12 protein-coding genes are annotated in these 15776 nt (G+C 70.2%); 7 read left to right on the forward strand and 5 right to left on the reverse strand.

The annotated features are described in order from the left end of the window. The first annotated feature begins 38 nt into the window (after positions 1-38). The 5 genes from LZ199_RS17445 to LZ199_RS17465 all read left to right on the forward strand — a co-directional run bounded on the left by LZ199_RS17445 (position 39) and on the right by LZ199_RS17465 (position 7982). On the forward strand, positions 39-1952 hold the full coding sequence (locus tag LZ199_RS17445) for an AAA domain-containing protein (protein WP_253994832.1): 1914 nt from the start codon (positions 39-41) through the stop codon (positions 1950-1952). A 223-nt stretch (positions 1953-2175) separates the two neighbouring features. After that, positions 2176-2355, forward strand: coding sequence for a hypothetical protein (locus tag LZ199_RS17450; RefSeq protein WP_253994833.1), 180 nt, complete (start codon positions 2176-2178; stop codon positions 2353-2355). Positions 2356-2399: 44 nt separating this feature from the next. Continuing rightward, complete coding sequence (locus LZ199_RS17455; RefSeq protein ID WP_253994834.1) at positions 2400-3257, forward strand: alpha/beta fold hydrolase; 858 nt, start codon at positions 2400-2402, stop codon at positions 3255-3257. A 220-nt stretch (positions 3258-3477) separates the two neighbouring features. Then, complete coding sequence (locus tag LZ199_RS17460; RefSeq protein ID WP_253994835.1) at positions 3478-6474, forward strand: choice-of-anchor D domain-containing protein; 2997 nt, start codon at positions 3478-3480, stop codon at positions 6472-6474. Positions 6475-6590: 116 nt separating this feature from the next. Next, positions 6591-7982 (forward strand): serine/threonine protein kinase, encoded by a 1392-nt coding sequence (locus LZ199_RS17465; RefSeq protein WP_253994836.1) that lies wholly within the window; start codon positions 6591-6593, stop codon positions 7980-7982. Between the two features lie 5 nt (positions 7983-7987). Here LZ199_RS17465 and LZ199_RS17470 read toward each other — a convergent pair whose 3' ends face one another. The 4 genes from LZ199_RS17470 to ttcA form a co-directional block, all read right to left on the reverse strand. After that, positions 7988-8350, reverse strand: coding sequence for a GFA family protein (locus tag LZ199_RS17470; RefSeq protein WP_253994837.1), 363 nt, complete (start codon positions 8348-8350; stop codon positions 7988-7990). Between the two features lie 111 nt (positions 8351-8461). Further along, positions 8462-9286: a phosphate/phosphite/phosphonate ABC transporter substrate-binding protein gene (locus LZ199_RS17475; protein WP_253994838.1), complete on the reverse strand. Its 825-nt coding sequence runs from the start codon at positions 9284-9286 to the stop codon at positions 8462-8464. Positions 9287-9299: 13 nt separating this feature from the next. After that, positions 9300-10124, reverse strand: coding sequence for a TerB family tellurite resistance protein (locus tag LZ199_RS17480; RefSeq protein WP_253994839.1), 825 nt, complete (start codon positions 10122-10124; stop codon positions 9300-9302). Next, positions 10103-10966: a tRNA 2-thiocytidine(32) synthetase TtcA gene (gene ttcA / locus LZ199_RS17485; protein WP_253994840.1), complete on the reverse strand. Its 864-nt coding sequence runs from the start codon at positions 10964-10966 to the stop codon at positions 10103-10105. The genes LZ199_RS17480 and ttcA overlap by 22 nt, the downstream gene beginning before the upstream one ends. Before the next feature lie 65 nt (positions 10967-11031). On the opposite strand from ttcA, the gene LZ199_RS17490 reads away from it, so the two are divergent. Both LZ199_RS17490 and LZ199_RS17495 read left to right on the forward strand, forming a co-directional pair. Then, complete coding sequence (locus LZ199_RS17490; protein WP_253994841.1) at positions 11032-12201, forward strand: ribonuclease D; 1170 nt, start codon at positions 11032-11034, stop codon at positions 12199-12201. A 125-nt stretch (positions 12202-12326) separates the two neighbouring features. Beyond that, on the forward strand, positions 12327-15056 hold the full coding sequence (locus tag LZ199_RS17495; protein ID WP_253994842.1) for a M1 family metallopeptidase: 2730 nt from the start codon (positions 12327-12329) through the stop codon (positions 15054-15056). A gap of 1 nt (position 15057) precedes the next feature. Here the strand turns inward: LZ199_RS17495 and LZ199_RS17500 are convergent, their stop codons facing one another. Continuing rightward, the gene (locus LZ199_RS17500; RefSeq protein WP_253994843.1) at positions 15058-15699 is read right to left on the reverse strand and encodes a class I SAM-dependent methyltransferase; all 642 of its coding nucleotides are present in this window, start codon (positions 15697-15699) and stop codon (positions 15058-15060) included. Positions 15700-15776: the final 77 nt, after the last annotated feature.

A 15776-nucleotide genomic window follows, 5' to 3' on the forward strand; every position in this document is an offset into this window, starting at 1 on the left:
ACTGGCCGCCGCCGCGTCCGGATGGCATGACAAGGCCCATGGCCCGTGACGTCTCCTTCTTCGACCAGCTCGGCTCACTGCTCTCCAAGGAGCGCGAGGCCGAGAAAGCCCGCCTGGCCACCCTCGCCGAGGGCCTGTCCCTCCATGAGCGCGAGGAGCAGGGCCTCTCCGTCCTGGATTTGGAGACGGTGGAGGAGGCGGTCGGCCTGGGTGGCCGCGTCCTGCTCACCCTGGCCCGAGCCGACCGCGCGCGACTTCCTTCGCGACTGCACAACGGCGACCTCGTGGCGGTGTTCCCCCGACGCGCCGAGGTGAGCGAGCCCGCCAAGGCGCTCATCTCGCGCGCCAGCGCCACGCGCCTCCAGCTCGCCTTCGACCGCTCGCCGCCGCCGTACGTGCACGAGGGCCTGCTGCGGCTGGACGTCGTCCCCAACGACATCACCTACGAGCGGATGCGCAACGGGCTCCAGCGCGTGAAGGCGATGGACAAGGGCCTGGAGCGCCGCAAGCGCGAAGTCCTCCTGGGCAACGAGCCTCCGCGCACCGACACGCCCCGCCCCTTCGAGGCCGGCCGGCCCCTCAACCCGGAGCAACTGGACGCGGTGGGACGCGCGCTCGCCGCCGAGGACTTCTTCCTGGTCCACGGCCCGCCGGGCACCGGCAAGTCCACCGTGCTGGCGGAAGTCGCCGCGCAAGCCGTGGCGCGGGGACAGCGCCTGTTGTGCACCGCCGCCAGCAACGCCGCCGTGGACCACCTGCTCGACTTGTGTCTGGCCCAGGGCCTGCGAGCGATTCGCGTGGGCCACCCCGCCCGCGTCGCCGCCCGGCTGCAAGAGCACACGCTGGACATCGTCGTGGAGGAGCACCCGGACCGCATCATCTCCAGGGACCTCTTCGACGAGGCGTTCTCGCTTTTGGGCTACGCGCGGCGCCAGCGCACCCAGGGCCGCAGCCGCGAGCGCTTCTCCAACGCGCGCGCCTCCACGACGGAGGCCAAGGCGATGCTCGACGAGGCCCGCGCGCTGGAGCGCAAGGCGGTGCGCGCCGTGCTGGCCAACGCGGACGTCGTCTGCGTCACGCTCGCGAGCCTGGAGTCCAACGTGCTCTCCGGCGAGAAGTTCGACCTGGCGCTGCTCGACGAGGCCACCCAGGCCACCGAGCCGCTCGCCCTCTTGGGCTTCCTGCGCGCGCCCATCGTCATCCTCGCCGGAGACCCGCAGCAGCTGCCGCCCACCGTGCTGTCGCAGGAGGCCGCCCGCGCGGGCCTCGCGGTGAGCCTCTTCGAGCGGCTGCTCGCGGACCACGGCGACGGCGTCAAGCGCATGCTGCGCGAGCAGTACCGGATGAACTCGCGCATCATGGACTTCCCCTCCCGCGAGATGTACGGCGGCGCGCTGCGCGCCCACCCCTCCGTCGCGGACCGCACGCTCGCGGACGTCCTGCCTCCCGACGCGCAGCTGGACGCCCCGCCCGTCCTCTTCCTCGACACCGCGGGCAAGGGCTTCGACGAGGAGGTGGAGCCCACCACCCGCAGCCTCTTCAACACCGGCGAGGCGGACCTCATCGAGGCCCGCGCCCGCGCGCTGCTCGCGGCCGGACTGTCCCAGCGCGAGCTCGCGGTGATTACGCCCTACAGCGCCCAGGCCCACCGCCTGCGCGAGCGCCTGGAGTCCTTCGCCCCCGACGTCGAGGTCGACACCGTGGACGCGTTCCAGGGCCGGGAGAAGGACGCCATCCTCGTCTCCCTCACCCGCTCCAACAGCGAGGGCCAGGTCGGCTTCCTCAACGACTTGCGCCGGATGAACGTCGCCCTCACCCGCGCCCGCCGACACCTCTTCGTCGTAGGCGACTCCGCCACCCTCAGCGGTCACCCCTTCTATGCGCGCTTCATCGAAGGGACTCAAACGACCGAGGGCTACCGCTCCGCCTGGGAGTGGCCGGACGCCCTCTGAAACATCCAATCCCTCTCATGGATAAGGTCTCAAGCGACCCAGCCCTGGGGTACTACGCAAGGGCTGTCAGGGTCATGATCCAAAATTTGTCGCAAGGGCGAACCAAATTTGTCACCTGACCCTACCCGTGCGGGCAGCAGGGTCCGGATATCGGGCATTTGGCTCCAAACCTGTTGTCGGGCACGAGACGTGCTTGTGCCCCAGGGTGGGGAGGAACCGCCACATGTCTCAGCGGCCGAATGTCACGAAGGAAAACGACGTCTGGGTACTCCGTATCGAGAAGGAGAACGGGAGGATCCAGGAGTATCGCTGTGCCACGGAGAACCAGGCGCGACAGCTCGCGCTGGTGATGTCCAAGCCCGATACCGGGGGGCCGCCTCGGCCTCCCTCGCCGCCGCGCTAGAGACACGCCGCACGCTGAGGTAAGCCACGGGGAGGAGCCTCCCCGTGTCCACCCCGCTCGAATCCCGCTTCGTCGATGCCCAGGGCCTGCGCCTCCACGTGCGCTGGCGTCCGGGCCCCGACACCGCGCCCGCCGTGCTGTTCCTCCACGGCTGGCTGGACCACTCGCACAGCTTCGACGGTGTCCTGGAGCACGTGCCCGCCGACTGGCGTGTGGCGCTGCTCGACTTCCGGGGCATGGGGCAGAGCGCGCACGCGCCGCCCGAGGCCCACTACCAATCCGGCGACCACCTCCTCGATATCGAGGCCGCGCTGGACGGGCTGGGCCTCACGCGCGCTCACCTGGTGGGCCACTCGCTGGGCGGCATCGTCGCGCTGACGTACGCGGCCGTGCGGCCGGAGCGGGTGCTGAGTCTGTCGCTCATCGAAAGCCTGGGCCCCAGCGGCGGCCCGCCCGAAGTCGCGGTGGAGCGGCTGCGAGGTTTCCTGAATGACTCGCGCCGGCCCCCGAATCGCAAGCGCTACCCGGATCTCGCGTCCGCCGCCGGGCGACTGCGCGAGAACAACCCCTCCTTGCCGGAGGCCGCCGCCTTGCATCTGGCCCGGCATGGCACCGAGCCATACGAAGGGGGGGTGGCCTTCACGTTCGACTCACGACACAGGCGCCGCTTCGCGCAGGGGTACGACGAAGCACAGTGGCTCGCCCTCCAGGCCGCCCTCACCTGCCCGGTGCAGCTCATCCGCGGCCAGGACGGCCTGTGGCCTGACGCTCGGAAGCTGGATGCGCGGGTGGCGGCCCTGCGCACCCTCGTCGCACCGCCGCTGATGATTCCTGGTGGACATCACGTGCACCTGGAACGGCCCGCCGAAGTCGCTCGTGCGCTCCGCGACTTCATCCGCTGAAGAGCCCGCACCGGTCAGAACACCTGGAAAACTCTTTCACCTTCCAGGGTAACTCCGTTCCACCTGAGGCCCACGGCGGCGACTGCGCATCCCAACCCCTTGAATTCAGGACACCACCCTAGGTCCCACGGGTTGGTATGCGAATTGGATCGGAGGGAGTCGGCGGATCACGCACCGGACCCAGACGGGTGCGTGTGGGGAGAAGGGTGAGGAGCGGACAATGGGGATGGGGTTGAGGGGGCGAGTCCTCGCGATGGCGGTGCTCGTCGCCACCGGACTGGTTGGCTGCCACGAGGGGAATGAAACCCGCGCGGTGCAGGCCACAGCGGTGGTGGACATGGACGTGCTCGACTTCGGCGAGGTGCCGGTGGGCGAGTGGCGGGAGCGAGAGGTGCGCATCCGCAATGTCGGCTATGTGCCCTTCTTCGCCATCGAGGCGTTGCCCATCATCGGCAACCCCTCGTACGAGGTGGAGCTGGCTGACGGCGGCGGCCGGGTGATGCCGGGCGAGTCGCATCTGGTGCGCGTGCGCTTCCACCCGCTGGGTGAAGGCGTGACGGAGGAGACTGTCTACGTCTCCACCGACGCGAACCAGGGCGCGCAGGCGCAGGTGCGTGTCACCGGCCTGGGCACGCCCACGCAAATCATCATCGACCCGCCGGTGCTCGACTACGAGACGCTGGAGGTGGACAGCGAGCGCAACCTGGAGGTCACCGTCACCAATCCGGTGGACCTGCCGTTGACGCTGGCGGTGCGCGGCGACTGGCCGGACCCGTTCACTCCGGACACCATCACCATTCCGCCACTGTCCTCGCGCAAGGTGAGCACGCAGTACCTTCCGCGCGCGCTGGGGTCCATGGACGCGCGGCTGGAGGTGCGCTCGTGCGAGACGTGCACGGCGACGGTGGTGGACCTCAAGGGCAACTCGGTGGCCACCGCCTTCGTGTTCGACCCGGCGCCGGTGCCGTTCGACTTGATTCCGGTGCATGAGCGCACGCAGTCCTTCACGCGGGCGCGCAACATCACCTGGCGGCCCGTCACCATCTCGCAGCTCATCACCAGCGACCACGCCTTCGTGCCGCTCTCCAAGCCGGAGGGCTCCACGGTGGCGCCGGGCGAGGTGGTGGAGCTGAAGATGGAGTTCGCCGCGCGCTTCTCCGGCCCCAACGTGGGCGACCTCAAGGTGAACTACGCGTCCGACAAGCCCCGGCAGTCGGAGGTCATCCTGGACGCCCGCGGCGGCCGGCCCACCCTGGCGGTGACGCCGGTGGCGCTGGACTTCGGCGAGCTGCCGGTGGGCGGCAAGGTGGAGAAGGTCATCCGCATCACCAACGCGGGCACCAACGGCTCGCTGCGCTTCGTGGGCGTGGCCTCTGACGGCGCCAGCAACCAGTTCAACGTGGACGTGCCCACGCGCGGCACGCAGCGCTATCCGTGGGTGGCGGGCGCGTGGCCCGAGTTCGACTCCGGTGGCCTGGAAATCGCGCCGGGCAACGACGCCCTGGAGCTGAAGGTCTACTTCGAGCCGACGTCGGAGGGCACCTTCCAGGCGCGGCTGCGCGTGCGCTCGGACGACATCTTCAACTCGGAGCGCGAGGTCATCCTGACGGGCCGGGCGCGCACCAGCGGGCCGTGCGTGTACGAGCTGTTGCCCCAGCCGGTGATGGACTTCGGCAACGTGGTGCCGGGCCGGGGCGCGGTGCTGGGCTTCTACTTCCGCAACCCGGGCCGCGCGGAGTGCGCGGTGAAGGACGTGCACCTGTCCAACGACGCGAACGGCGCCTTCTTCATGCCGGGCGGCAGGCTCACCGGCGGCGTGGTGCTCTACGACACGGCCTTCAGCGCCATGGTCGCCTTCCGGCCCTCGGCCGAGGGCGAGTACACGGGCGAGCTGAAGCTGACGGTGAACAACCCGGCGGCGCCCACGGTGACGCTGCCCCTCAAGGGCGTGTCCAAGACGAGCTGCCTGGTCGCCACGCCCTCGTACGTGGACTTCGGGGCCATCCGCTACGACTGCGCCGCGGCGCCGCGCAAGACGTACATCTCCAACCGGTGCAGCGAGCCCATCACCGTGACGGGCGCCGACATCGGCAACGGCACGAGCACCCAGTTCTCGCTGCTGACGCCCATCACCCAGCCGCGCACGCTCCTGGCCGGCGAGGGCTTCGAGCTGGAGGTGGACTACGCGCGCAACGTGCTGGGTCAGCACTACACGCCCATGTACCTGCGCTCCTCGACTGACGCCTCGCCCTTCCTGGTGCCGCTGATTGGCGAGACGAACCACGAGGGCATCCAGGTGGACCGCTACACGCAGGGCACCGACAGCCAGCTCGACGTGCTCTTCGTGGTCTCCAACACGACGACGATGGACCCGTACCAGGAGCGCCTGAAGGCGGCGATTCCGGGCTGGCTGGACTACGCGCGGCAGCAGAACGTGGACGTGCGCGTGGGTGTCACCAGCACGGGCCTGGTGCAGCGCGGGCCACAGTGCGGTGGCGGCGCCAACGGTGGCGAGGCCGGGCGCCTGTTCCCGGTGGACGGCAACCGCGCTCGGGTGCTCTCCAGCAACAGCCCCAACGCGGCGGCGGGGCTGCAGGCCAACATCGACGTGGGCCTGTGCCACAACCTGGTGCAGGGCCTGGAGACGATGCGCCAGGCGCTCTCCGCGCCGCTGTCCGAGCAGACGGACGACCCGCGCACCGCGCAGCCCAACGACGGCAACTGGGGCTTCACGCGGCCGGCGGCGCGGATGGCGGTGGTGGTGCTGGCGGACGAGGACGACAACTCGGGCTTCGTGCCGGACAGCTACATCCAGTTCCTCCAGACGCTGAAGGGCACGGGCATGTCCCACCGCAGCCAGCTCTACGCGCTGGTGCCCACCGACAACCGCTGCACCACGGCCGGCGGCGACGCGGACCGCTTCGCGGAAGTCGCGCGGGGGACGGGCGGCCGGGCGGAGTCCATCTGCGAGGGAGACTACCGGCCCCTCTTGGACTCGGTCATCCAGCGCGCCGGTGACCTGCAGGCGGACTTCCCGCTGACGGCCCAGCCCGCGGGCGCCGCGGAGATGACGGTGCGCGTGCAGGGCCAGCCGGTGCCGGAGGCCCAGTGGACGTATGACGGGGCCGCGAACGCCATCGTCTTCGGGGGCGCGGCGGTGCCGAGGCCCGGACAGACGGTGGAGGTGCGCTACCGCAGCGTCTGCAAGGTCCCCTGAGAGACTTGAAGCAGAGCGCCCCGCATCCACCTGGATGCGGGGCGCTGTCGTCTCCGGGGAAATGACGCGGCGCGGGCTTCCGCATGTGGCCCCGGCACGGCTATCGTGGCCCCGACGTGGAGACATTCGGCCGCTACGAGCTGTTGCGGAAAATCGCCATCGGCGGGATGGGCGCCGTCTATCTCGCTCGGCAGAAGGGGCCGGTGGGCTTCCAGAAGCTGCTGGTGGTGAAGCGGCTGCTCCCCCACCTGTCCGAGGACGACGAGTTCATCGAGATGTTCCTCGACGAGGGGCGCATCGCCGCGCACCTCAACCACCCGAACATCGCCCAGATCTACGACTTGGGTGACGTGGACGGGCAGTACTTCATCGCCATGGAGTACGTGCATGGCGAGGCGGTGGGGCCCCTGGGACTCAGGGCCCAGCAGCGCAAGCTGTCGATTCCGCTGGCGCTCAAGTGCCGCATCATCGCGGACGCGGCGGCGGGGCTGGATGCGGCGCACAACGCGCGCAGTCCGTCGGGCCGCAAGCTGGCGTTGATCCACCGGGACGTGTCACCGCAGAACGTGCTCGTCGGCTACAACGGCGGCGTCAAGCTCATCGACTTCGGGGTGGCGAAGGCGTCCGGGAAGTTCTCCCAGACGGTGGTCGGCACCATCAAGGGCAAGCACGCGTACATGTCCCCGGAGCAGGCGCGGGGCGAGCCGTTGGACCACCGCTCCGACATCTTCGGGCTGGGCACGGTGTTCTACGAGCTCCTGACGCACCAGCGCCTGTTCAAGCGGGACACGGAGATCGCCACACTCAAGGCGGTGGTGGGGACGAAGATTGTCCCGCCGTCGGAGCTGGACGCGGACATCCCGAAGGAGCTGGACGCGATTGTGCTCAAGGCGCTGGCGCGCAAGCGCGACGAGCGCTTCGCATCGGCGGGCGAAGTGCAGCTCGCGCTGGATGAGTTCCTCGTGCAGCACAAGCTGCACGCGACGCCGGCGCACCTCGCGGCCTTCATGCAGGACACGTATTCGGAGGAGCTGGAGGAGGAGCGGCTCGCCGCCGAGCCCACCGTCATCCACTACGACCCGCGCCTCGCCGCAAGGCAGCAGGCCGCGGCGGCAGCGGCGGCGGCGGGTGACACGGGCAACTCCGCGCCGAAGGCCGTGCCGCGTGGAGCGCCCGCACCTCCGCGCAAGCCAGGTGCCTCCTCACCCTCGGCGCCGGCCCTGCCCTCCAAGACTCCGGGAGGCGTGTCCGCATCGTCGACCACGCCCATGGGGCCCCGGCGCGCGGGAGCGGGCTCCTCGACAACCGCCGCGCCCGTTCCGCGAGGCCAGGGCACCAACGGCGGCTCGCCGGCTCCGACGGCTCCAGCCAGGGGCGGCACGGGCTCCGGCAAGGCGCCCTCGCCTCCTCCCGGCCGGACAGGCTCCGCGAGGCCCGCCGACAGCGGCTCCGCGCCCAAGCGCGTGCCGCCGCGCGGTGGCTCTCATGGCGAGCCCGAAGACGACTGACGGCTTCAGCGGCTCCGGCCGTCGAACTGCATCGTCTTCACGGCGCCCAGGTCCAGGCCATCCAGGCAGCGCACGTTGATGGCGGCCATCTCGCTGCCATCCGGGCCCACGCCGCGCGCGAAGGAGCGCACGCCGCACTTCGAGCAGAAGAGGTGGTGGATGACGTTCTTGTTGAACTGGTAGTCCGTGAGGGCCGGTTCCCCGGAGCGCAGCGTGAACTCCGACACCGGGACGAAGCTCAACATGGAGCCCGTCTTCTGACAGATGGAACAGTTGCACGTCACCACGGGCTGGGAGAGGTCCAGCTTCACCTCGTACCGCACCTGCCCGCAGTGACAGCCGCCCTGGTAGCTCTTGAGTTCGCTCATGCGCGGCATCCTGCACCGCCTCCCCGGAGCCCCCCACGCGAAATCGCGCGCCGCGACGCGCCATGCGCGCACCGCGAAACCGCGCCGTCACGGCCCGCGTGGGACAGCGCGCTACAGGCTCGCGAGCGCCACGCGGTACAGCGCGCGGTAGCCCATGCGCGGCGAGGGCTCGAAGCGCTCCGCGTTGAAGATGTCCTTCAACAGCGACACGCCGTCCGGCGAGGCCTGCAAGCCCAGCAGCGTCGACTCCAGCGCCGTCACCAGCTGCGGCTGAAGCCCCATGGCCACCGGCACCCCGTCATTGGGCGCCTCGTCCGTGTACGCAATCAGCTCGAAGCGGCGCCCCGCGCCCGTCCCCAGCACGTCCTCCACGCCGGTGCTGTACGTCAGCCCCGTGGAGGACGGCGGGCAGAAGACGCTCGTCACGTCCGCCTTGCCGTCCAGCACCGACTCCAGCGCGCCCTGGTACGAGCCCGTGAAGTGCTGCGCGAAGAAGGCCCGCGCGGGCTCCAGCCCCTGCGCCTTCAGGTACGCGGTGGGCAACAGGTAGCCCGCCACCGAATCCCGGTCCACCCACGCCGCCGTGGTGCCCTTGAGGCGCTCCACCGTCAGCCCCGCCCCCGCCCGGCACACCAGCGCCGAGCGATAGGACGACATGCCTCGGCGCACCCCTCGCACCACCACCCGCACGCCCATGGCCTCCATCCGCGCACAGACGAAGGGAGGCGCCCAGGCCGCGTCAGCGCGCCCGGAGAGCAAGTCCTTGGCGAGCGTCTCGTAGCTGGACGCGACGCTCACCTCCACCAGCTTGCCCAGCGCCCTCTGGAGGAAGGCCGCCAGCCGGTCCGCGCGCTCCCGCGCCATCTCACTGCCCAGGGACGGCGGCAGCCCGAAGCGGAAGGAGTGCCTGGAGGTGGAAGGGACTTGAAGGGTCATGCTGCCCCCCTGATTACCCCTCCCTGCCCAGTCGCGCCACTTCGTCGTCAGCCAGACCGAACGTCGCCTGGAGCATGTCCAGGATGCGCTGCTCCGGAAGACTGGGCTCGCCCCCCGCATGGGCGATTTTCGTGGCCAGCCGGAACGCCTTCACCCGCTGGGTGTGCGTCGTCAGGCCGTGGGCCAGCACCTGGAGCCGCTGGGGCAGCCCTTCCGCAGACAGCGCCGCCACCGACTCGCTCACGAAGCTCTGCGCGCGCTCCGGGCTGACGTTCTCGAAGAGGGGGTCCGCCGCGAAGCTCTCCACCAGCGCCCGGGCCTCGGCCTCCTTCAGCCGCCCGTCCGCCGCGCTCACCAGCACCATGACCTCCGCGAACAGCCGCTCCAGCGGCTCGCCCAGGGCCTCCGCCAGACTGCCACCGTTCTCGATGACGTCGATGATTTGAGCCACCTCGTCCTCGGAGATGCCCAGCGCGGCCTGGAACGTCTTGAGCAGCCCCAGCTCCGTGCGCGTGGCCCGCTGGTCCGCCAGCGCCACCGCCGCCGCCAGCCCGAAGGCCAGCATCCGGTTCTTGTGGTCCGGCAGCCTGCGCCTGAGCGACGCGAGCACGTCCTCCAAATCTCGCGCCTCCGACAGCCGCGCCGCGCTGGTCTCCACCAGCGCGTTGAGCTCCTCCGGACGCGTGCCCTCGAACTCCGGCCGCTCCAGCACGCGGCTGAGCAACGTCTGCATCTCCCGCTGAGACACACGGCCGTCGGCCATCGCCGCCAGCAACATCGCCTCCACCAGCGCGGCGTTACGCTCCTTGCGCGCGCTCACTGCCTGCTCTCGAGCCATGGACTGGCTCCCCCTTGCGTGTCCTGCGTGTCTTGAGTGGGCGCCACCGCCACTTCCGCCTCGCTCGCGTTCAGCGGGTCGGGGTTGAGCGCCTTGTCCAGCAGGTGCGACGGCCGCACGTTGGCCATCGCGTTGAGAAGGCTCTGCCGGACGTTGGGAATCTCCTTGCCCAGGTCCTCCACCAGCCGCTGCATCCGCTTGCGCTGGAGGTTCTCCTGCGTGCCGCACAAGTCGCAGGGGATGATGGGGAAGGCCTTCAGCTCCGCGAACTTCGCGATGTCCTTCTCCGGCGCGTAGCACAGCGGCCGGATGACCACGTTGCGCCCGTCATCGCTCTTGAGCAAGGGCGGCATCGCCTTGATGGAGCCGGCGAAGAACATGTTGAGCAGGAGCGTGTGGATGAGGTCGTCGCGGTGGTGGCCCAGCGCAATCTTGGTGCACCCCAGCTCCACCGCCGCCGTATAGAGGATGCCCCGCCGCATGCGCGAGCACACCGAGCACTGCGTCTTGCCGGGCGGCGTCTTCTCCAGGACGATGCTGTACGTGTCCTCCTTGAGGAGCTTGTACGCGTAGCCCTCCCGCTGGAAGTACTCCTCCAGGACGTGTCCCGGAAAACCAGGATGTCCTTGGTCCAGGTTCACCGCGAGCAGGTCGAACTTCACCGGCGCTCGGCGCTGCAGCTCCCGGAGCAGGTAGAGCATGGTGTAGGAGTCCTTGCCTCCGGACACACCCACCATGATGCGGTCCCCGTCCTCGATGAGGCGGTGGTCCGCGATGGCTCGGCCCATGTGGCCAAGCAGACTCTTTTCCAGGCGCTGGACGTCATTCATCGGCGTGGCCATCCTAGCGGCGGCCCGGGAAAAAACACGTCATTCAGGCGGTCCGGTCCGCTAGCCTGCTCAGCTCGATGCCTACCTACCCGCAGGGTGACGTGGACGTGGTGGATTCCACCGGGGCCCAGAGCGCCCTCCAGAAGCTGGAGGCGGCCCGCGAGCTGGCCGTGGACCTGGAGGCCGACTCCATGCACGCCTTCCGCGCCCGGCTGTGCTTCCTCCAGGTCGCCACCGACGAGGACGTCTTCCTCTTCGACACGCTCCAGCCCGGCGTGGAGGCCCGGCTGCTCGCCCCGCTGCTGGCCGACCCGGAGCGCACCAAGTACTTCCACGCGGCGCAGGGCGATTTGCAGTTCCTGGCCGAAGGCGGGGTGCGGGTGCGGGGCCTGTTCGACACCCACCGGGCCGCGACGCTGCTGGGCTGGCCCAAGGTCGGACTGGCGGACGTGGCCCGGGAGAAGCTGGGCGTGGAGCTGCCGAAGGAGCATCAGCAGTCCGACTTCTCGCTGCGCCCCCTGCCCCCGGGCATGCACACCTACATCGCCAACGACGTGCGCTACCTGTGCGAGCTGGGCCGGCAGGTGCGCGAGTCGTGCCGCGAGGCGGGCATCCTGGAAGAGGTGGTGCTGGACTGCGACCGGCTCTGTGACGAAGCCGTGGCCCGGCCCGACGTGGGCGCGGACTTCAAGCCGAAGCTGCCGCGCTCGGGACTGTCCCCCACGCAGCTGACGCTGGCGAACGCCATCGCCCACGCGCTGCACCGCAAGCGGCTGGAGTGGGCGGAGCAGGAGAACGTCCCCATGGGGCGCATGCTCTCCAACATGGCGCTGGCGGACATCGCCACGCGGCTGCCCTCCACGCCCAAGGACCTGGCGCGCGCGGCGGGCGTGCGCGGCGCCTTCGTGCGCGCCCACGGTGACGAGGTGCTCGCCATCGTCCGCGTGCAACTGGAGAAGTCGCGCAACGGAGAGCTGCCCCAGGAGCGGGAGAACAAGGGGCCCAAGGACACCAACCGCCGCAAGCGCGAGGACGCCCTCAAGGCCTTCCGCGTGGAGAAGGCCACCGAGCGAAAGGTGACGCCCAGCGTGGTGCTCACCAACCCGCTGATGGACGCGTTGCTCTCGCAGCCGCCCCAGAACCTGGAGGAGCTGGCCCAGGTGCCCTACTTCGGTGACAAGCGGGTGCAGCTCTATGGCCCCGCCCTCATCGAGCTCCTGGCCGCATTCCCCGTCGTCGGTGGCTGAGCGCCGGGCTGTCACGCCACCTCGTCACATCTGACACCTCGTGGAAGCACTACCGTCTGCAGGGCGGCGGTGATGGAATGCCCTCCGTCACGAGTCGCCCTTGGTCTGGCGGACGGAGCTTCCCGATGCGGTTCGGACACCCTGGCGCGGTCATCGCCCTGCTGCTGGCGCTCCTCCACACGGGCTGCGTCAGCGGCTCGCGTGAAGCGGCCTCGCTGGCGCCCCCTCCCGTGACGCGAGCCCGCGTCGCGCCGCCTCCCGTCGACGACGCCAGCGTCCTGTCGCCACCGGGCTTGCGGCTGGACTGGAGCGCGCGGCCCACGCGGCAGACGGTGACGCTGGAGCTGGACCCCCGGAAGGAGACCTTCCGAGGCACGGTGGACGTGGAGCTGTCGCTGTCCGTGCCCACGCGCACCCTGTGGCTTCACGCCTCCGAGCTGACGGTGAGCCAGAGCCACTTCCAGGTGGGGGACACGCGCGTGCCGACGGAGGCGCTGCCCGTGGGGGGAGACCTGCTCGCCTTCGTCGCGCGCGAGCCGCTGCCCGCCGGCCACGTCACGCTGCACGTCGAGTACTCGGGCCGCGCGTACGACAAGGAGGACAGTGGCGTCTTCCGCGAGCAGGAGAACGGGAGCTGGTACGCGATGACGCAGTTCCAGCCGCTGTACGCGCGGCGCGCCTTCCCCTGCTTCGACGAGCCCGCCTTCAAGATTCCCTGGGTGCTGACCTTGCGCGTGCGCGCGGAGGACTCCGCCTTCGCCAACACCCCCGTGCGCGCCGAGGAGCCCGGGACGGACGGCTGGAAGACGGTGCGCTTCCAGACGACGCCGCCCCTGCCGACGTACCTGGTGGCGTTCGCGGTGGGGCCCTTCGAGTCGGTGGACGCGGGGCGGGCCGGACAGAACGGCGTGCCGGTGCGCATCGTCGTGCCCCGGGGTCGCGCGGCGGAGACGACCTGGGCCGCCTCCGTCACCCCGCCGCTGCTCGCGGAGCTGGAGACGTGGTTCGGCACGCCCTACCCGTACCCGAAGCTGGACGTGCTCGCGGTGCCGGGGCTCGTGGGCGGCGCGATGGAGCACCCGGGCCTCATCACCTTCGGCGCGCCGCTGGTGCTCGCAGAGCCCGGCAAGGACACCGTGTGGCGCCAGCGCGGCTTCGCGGAGACGCAGGCGCACGAGCTGGCGCACCAGTGGTTCGGCAACCTCGTCACGCCCGCGTGGTGGGACGACCTGTGGCTCAACGAGTCCTTCGCGGACTGGCTCGCCTTCAAGGTGGTGAAGCGCTGGCGTCCGGAGTGGCGCGGAGACATCCGCCGCGTGGAGGCCCGAGGCCACGCCATGCGCGAGGACTGGCTCGTCACCGCGCGCAGCATCCGCCAGCCCATCGAAGCACCCGGGGACATCCACAGCGCCTTCGACGGCATCACCTACGGCAAGGGCGCCGCCGTGCTCGCCATGTTCGAGTCCTGGGTGGGCGCCGACGCCTTCCAGCGCGGCGTGCGCCACTATCTCCAGGCGCACGCGCGCGGCACCGCCACCACGGAGGACTTCTTCCAGGCGCTGTCGCTGGAGGCCGGCCGGGACGTCGCGCCCGTGTTCTCCTCGTTCCTGGACCAGCCCGGCGTGCCGCTGGTGGCGATGACGCTCCAGTGTCCCAAGGACGGCCCGCCAAGGCTCGCGCTGGAGCAGCGGCGCTACCTGCCGCTCGGGGCGATGCAGGCGGAGGACTCGCGGCCCTGGCAGGTGCCGCTGTGCGTACGCTACGCCGTGGGCCCGAAGGACGGCCGCGTCTGCACGGTGCTCACCGAGCCCACGGGCTCGCTGGAGCTGACCGAAGCCAAGGGCTGTCCGGACTGGGTCCATCCGAACGCGGACGCGCGCGGCTACTACCACGCGCTCTTGCGCGGAGATGGGATGGAGCGGCTGACGCGACAGGGCGGCCAGCAGCTCACCATTCCGGAGCGGCTGGTGTTGATGGCGGATGCCCAGGCGCTGCTCTCCAGCGGCGAGCTGGACGTGAGCCAGGCCCTCACGCTGGTGACGCGGCTGGGTGAAGGAGGCCCGGACCTGGTGAACAGCGCGGCGGGCGTGGTGGGCAGCGTGCACACGGACCTGGTTCCGGATGCGCTGCGTCCGCACCGGGCGCGCTTCGTGCGTGGACTCTTTGGCGAGCGAGCGCGCTCGGTGGGCTTCGTGTCCCGGCCCGGCGAGAGCGAAGACTTGAGGTTGATGCGCCCCACGCTGATGTGGATGGCGGCCAACGAGGGCGAGGACCCGAAGCTGCGCGCGGAGGCCCGTCGCCTCACGCAGCGCTGGCTCGAGGACCGGACCTCCCTGCCACCGGAGGACGCGGCCACGGTGCTCCAGTCCGCCGCGGTGGCTGGAGACGCCGCCCTGCACCAACGGCTGCGAGACGCCGCGCGCAGCGCCACCACCGAACAGGAGCGGGGACTGCTCTTCGGAGCGCTGGGCGGCTTCCGCGACGCGAAGCTCGCGCGCGCCAGCCTGGAGCTGCTGCTGGACGCCAAGGTGGACACGCGCGAGGCGCTGGCCATCCTCTTCAGCCAGCTCTCGGAGACGCACACGCGCGAGGTGGCCTTCGGCTTCCTGCGCGAGCACTTCGACACCCTGCGCGAGCGGCTGCCCCGGGACATCTCCACGTGGCTGCTGTCGAGCGGCGCCTTCTTCTGCGACGCCAGGCACCGTGACGAAGTGGAGCGCTTCTTCGCCCCACGCGCTCGCGACTTCGAGGGAGGAGAGCGCGCGCTGGCCCAGTCCCTGGAGCGCGTGGACCAGTGCATCGCCCAGCGCGAGGCCCTGCGGCCCGGATTGACGCGGTTCCTCGCGCGGTACTGAGTCAGCGCTTGCGCGCGAGCATCATCCCGTCGCGCACCGTCAGCAGCACCGGCTCCACGCGCGCATCCGCGGCGACCTTCGCGTTGAAGGCCACCACCGCGTGGTCCTGCGCGGACTCGGGACTCAGCACACGCCCGGACCACAGCACGTTGTCCGCGACGAGCAACCCTCCGGGACGCACCAGCGGCACCACCGCGTCCCAGTAGGCGCTGTAGCTCCCCTTGTCCGCGTCGATGAAGACCAGGTCGAACGGGCCCCGCAACGTCTTCAGGGTTTCCAGGGCAGGCCCGAGTCGGAGCTGGATTTTCCGACCATTCGGACTGCGTGCGAAGAAGGCGCGGGCAATCTCGGCCGTCTCCGGGTTGATGTCGCAGGTGATGAGCTCTCCGTCGTCGGAAAGCCCGTCCGCCATCATCAACGCCGAGTATCCCGTGAAGGTCCCGATTTCCAGGACGCGCTTCGCACTCGTGAGCGAGACGAGCATTCTCAGGAAGGCGCCTTCGACAGGCCCGACCTGCATACCCGGAGAGGACGTGCGTGCCTGGGTGATGTCCTTGAGTTCCTCGAAGAGTGGCGCGGGCGCCGCGGTATGCGCGCGGGCGTAATCTTCGATTTCGTCAGGGACGAGCGTGAGCTTGGGCATGGTGACCGTTTAACATCTGGCATCCCATGCCTCACTTCCAGTTGCCCCCCTGCTCGGCGTGCATACCCTGGTTAGCG

The sequence above is a fragment of the Myxococcus qinghaiensis genome, from assembly GCF_024198215.1.
Lineage (GTDB): Bacteria > Myxococcota > Myxococcia > Myxococcales > Myxococcaceae > Myxococcus > Myxococcus qinghaiensis.

What these genes read in the sequence shown, in the direction of transcription:
- LZ199_RS17445 (WP_253994832.1), top strand. Translation starts at nt 39, where the DNA reads ATGGCCCGTGACGTCTCCTTCTTCGACCAGCTCGGCTCACTGCTCTCC.
- LZ199_RS17450 (WP_253994833.1), top strand. Translation starts at nt 2,176, where the DNA reads ATGTCTCAGCGGCCGAATGTCACGAAGGAAAACGACGTCTGGGTACTC.
- LZ199_RS17460 (WP_253994835.1), top strand. Translation starts at nt 3,478, where the DNA reads ATGGGGATGGGGTTGAGGGGGCGAGTCCTCGCGATGGCGGTGCTCGTC.
- LZ199_RS17470 (WP_253994837.1), bottom strand. Translation starts at nt 8,350, where the DNA reads ATGAGCGAACTCAAGAGCTACCAGGGCGGCTGTCACTGCGGGCAGGTG.
- LZ199_RS17475 (WP_253994838.1), bottom strand. Translation starts at nt 9,286, where the DNA reads ATGACCCTTCAAGTCCCTTCCACCTCCAGGCACTCCTTCCGCTTCGGG.
- LZ199_RS17480 (WP_253994839.1), bottom strand. Translation starts at nt 10,124, where the DNA reads ATGGCTCGAGAGCAGGCAGTGAGCGCGCGCAAGGAGCGTAACGCCGCG.
- ttcA (WP_253994840.1), bottom strand. Translation starts at nt 10,966, where the DNA reads ATGGCCACGCCGATGAATGACGTCCAGCGCCTGGAAAAGAGTCTGCTT.
- LZ199_RS17490 (WP_253994841.1), top strand. Translation starts at nt 11,032, where the DNA reads ATGCCTACCTACCCGCAGGGTGACGTGGACGTGGTGGATTCCACCGGG.
- LZ199_RS17495 (WP_253994842.1), top strand. Translation starts at nt 12,327, where the DNA reads ATGCGGTTCGGACACCCTGGCGCGGTCATCGCCCTGCTGCTGGCGCTC.
- LZ199_RS17500 (WP_253994843.1), bottom strand. Translation starts at nt 15,699, where the DNA reads ATGCCCAAGCTCACGCTCGTCCCTGACGAAATCGAAGATTACGCCCGC.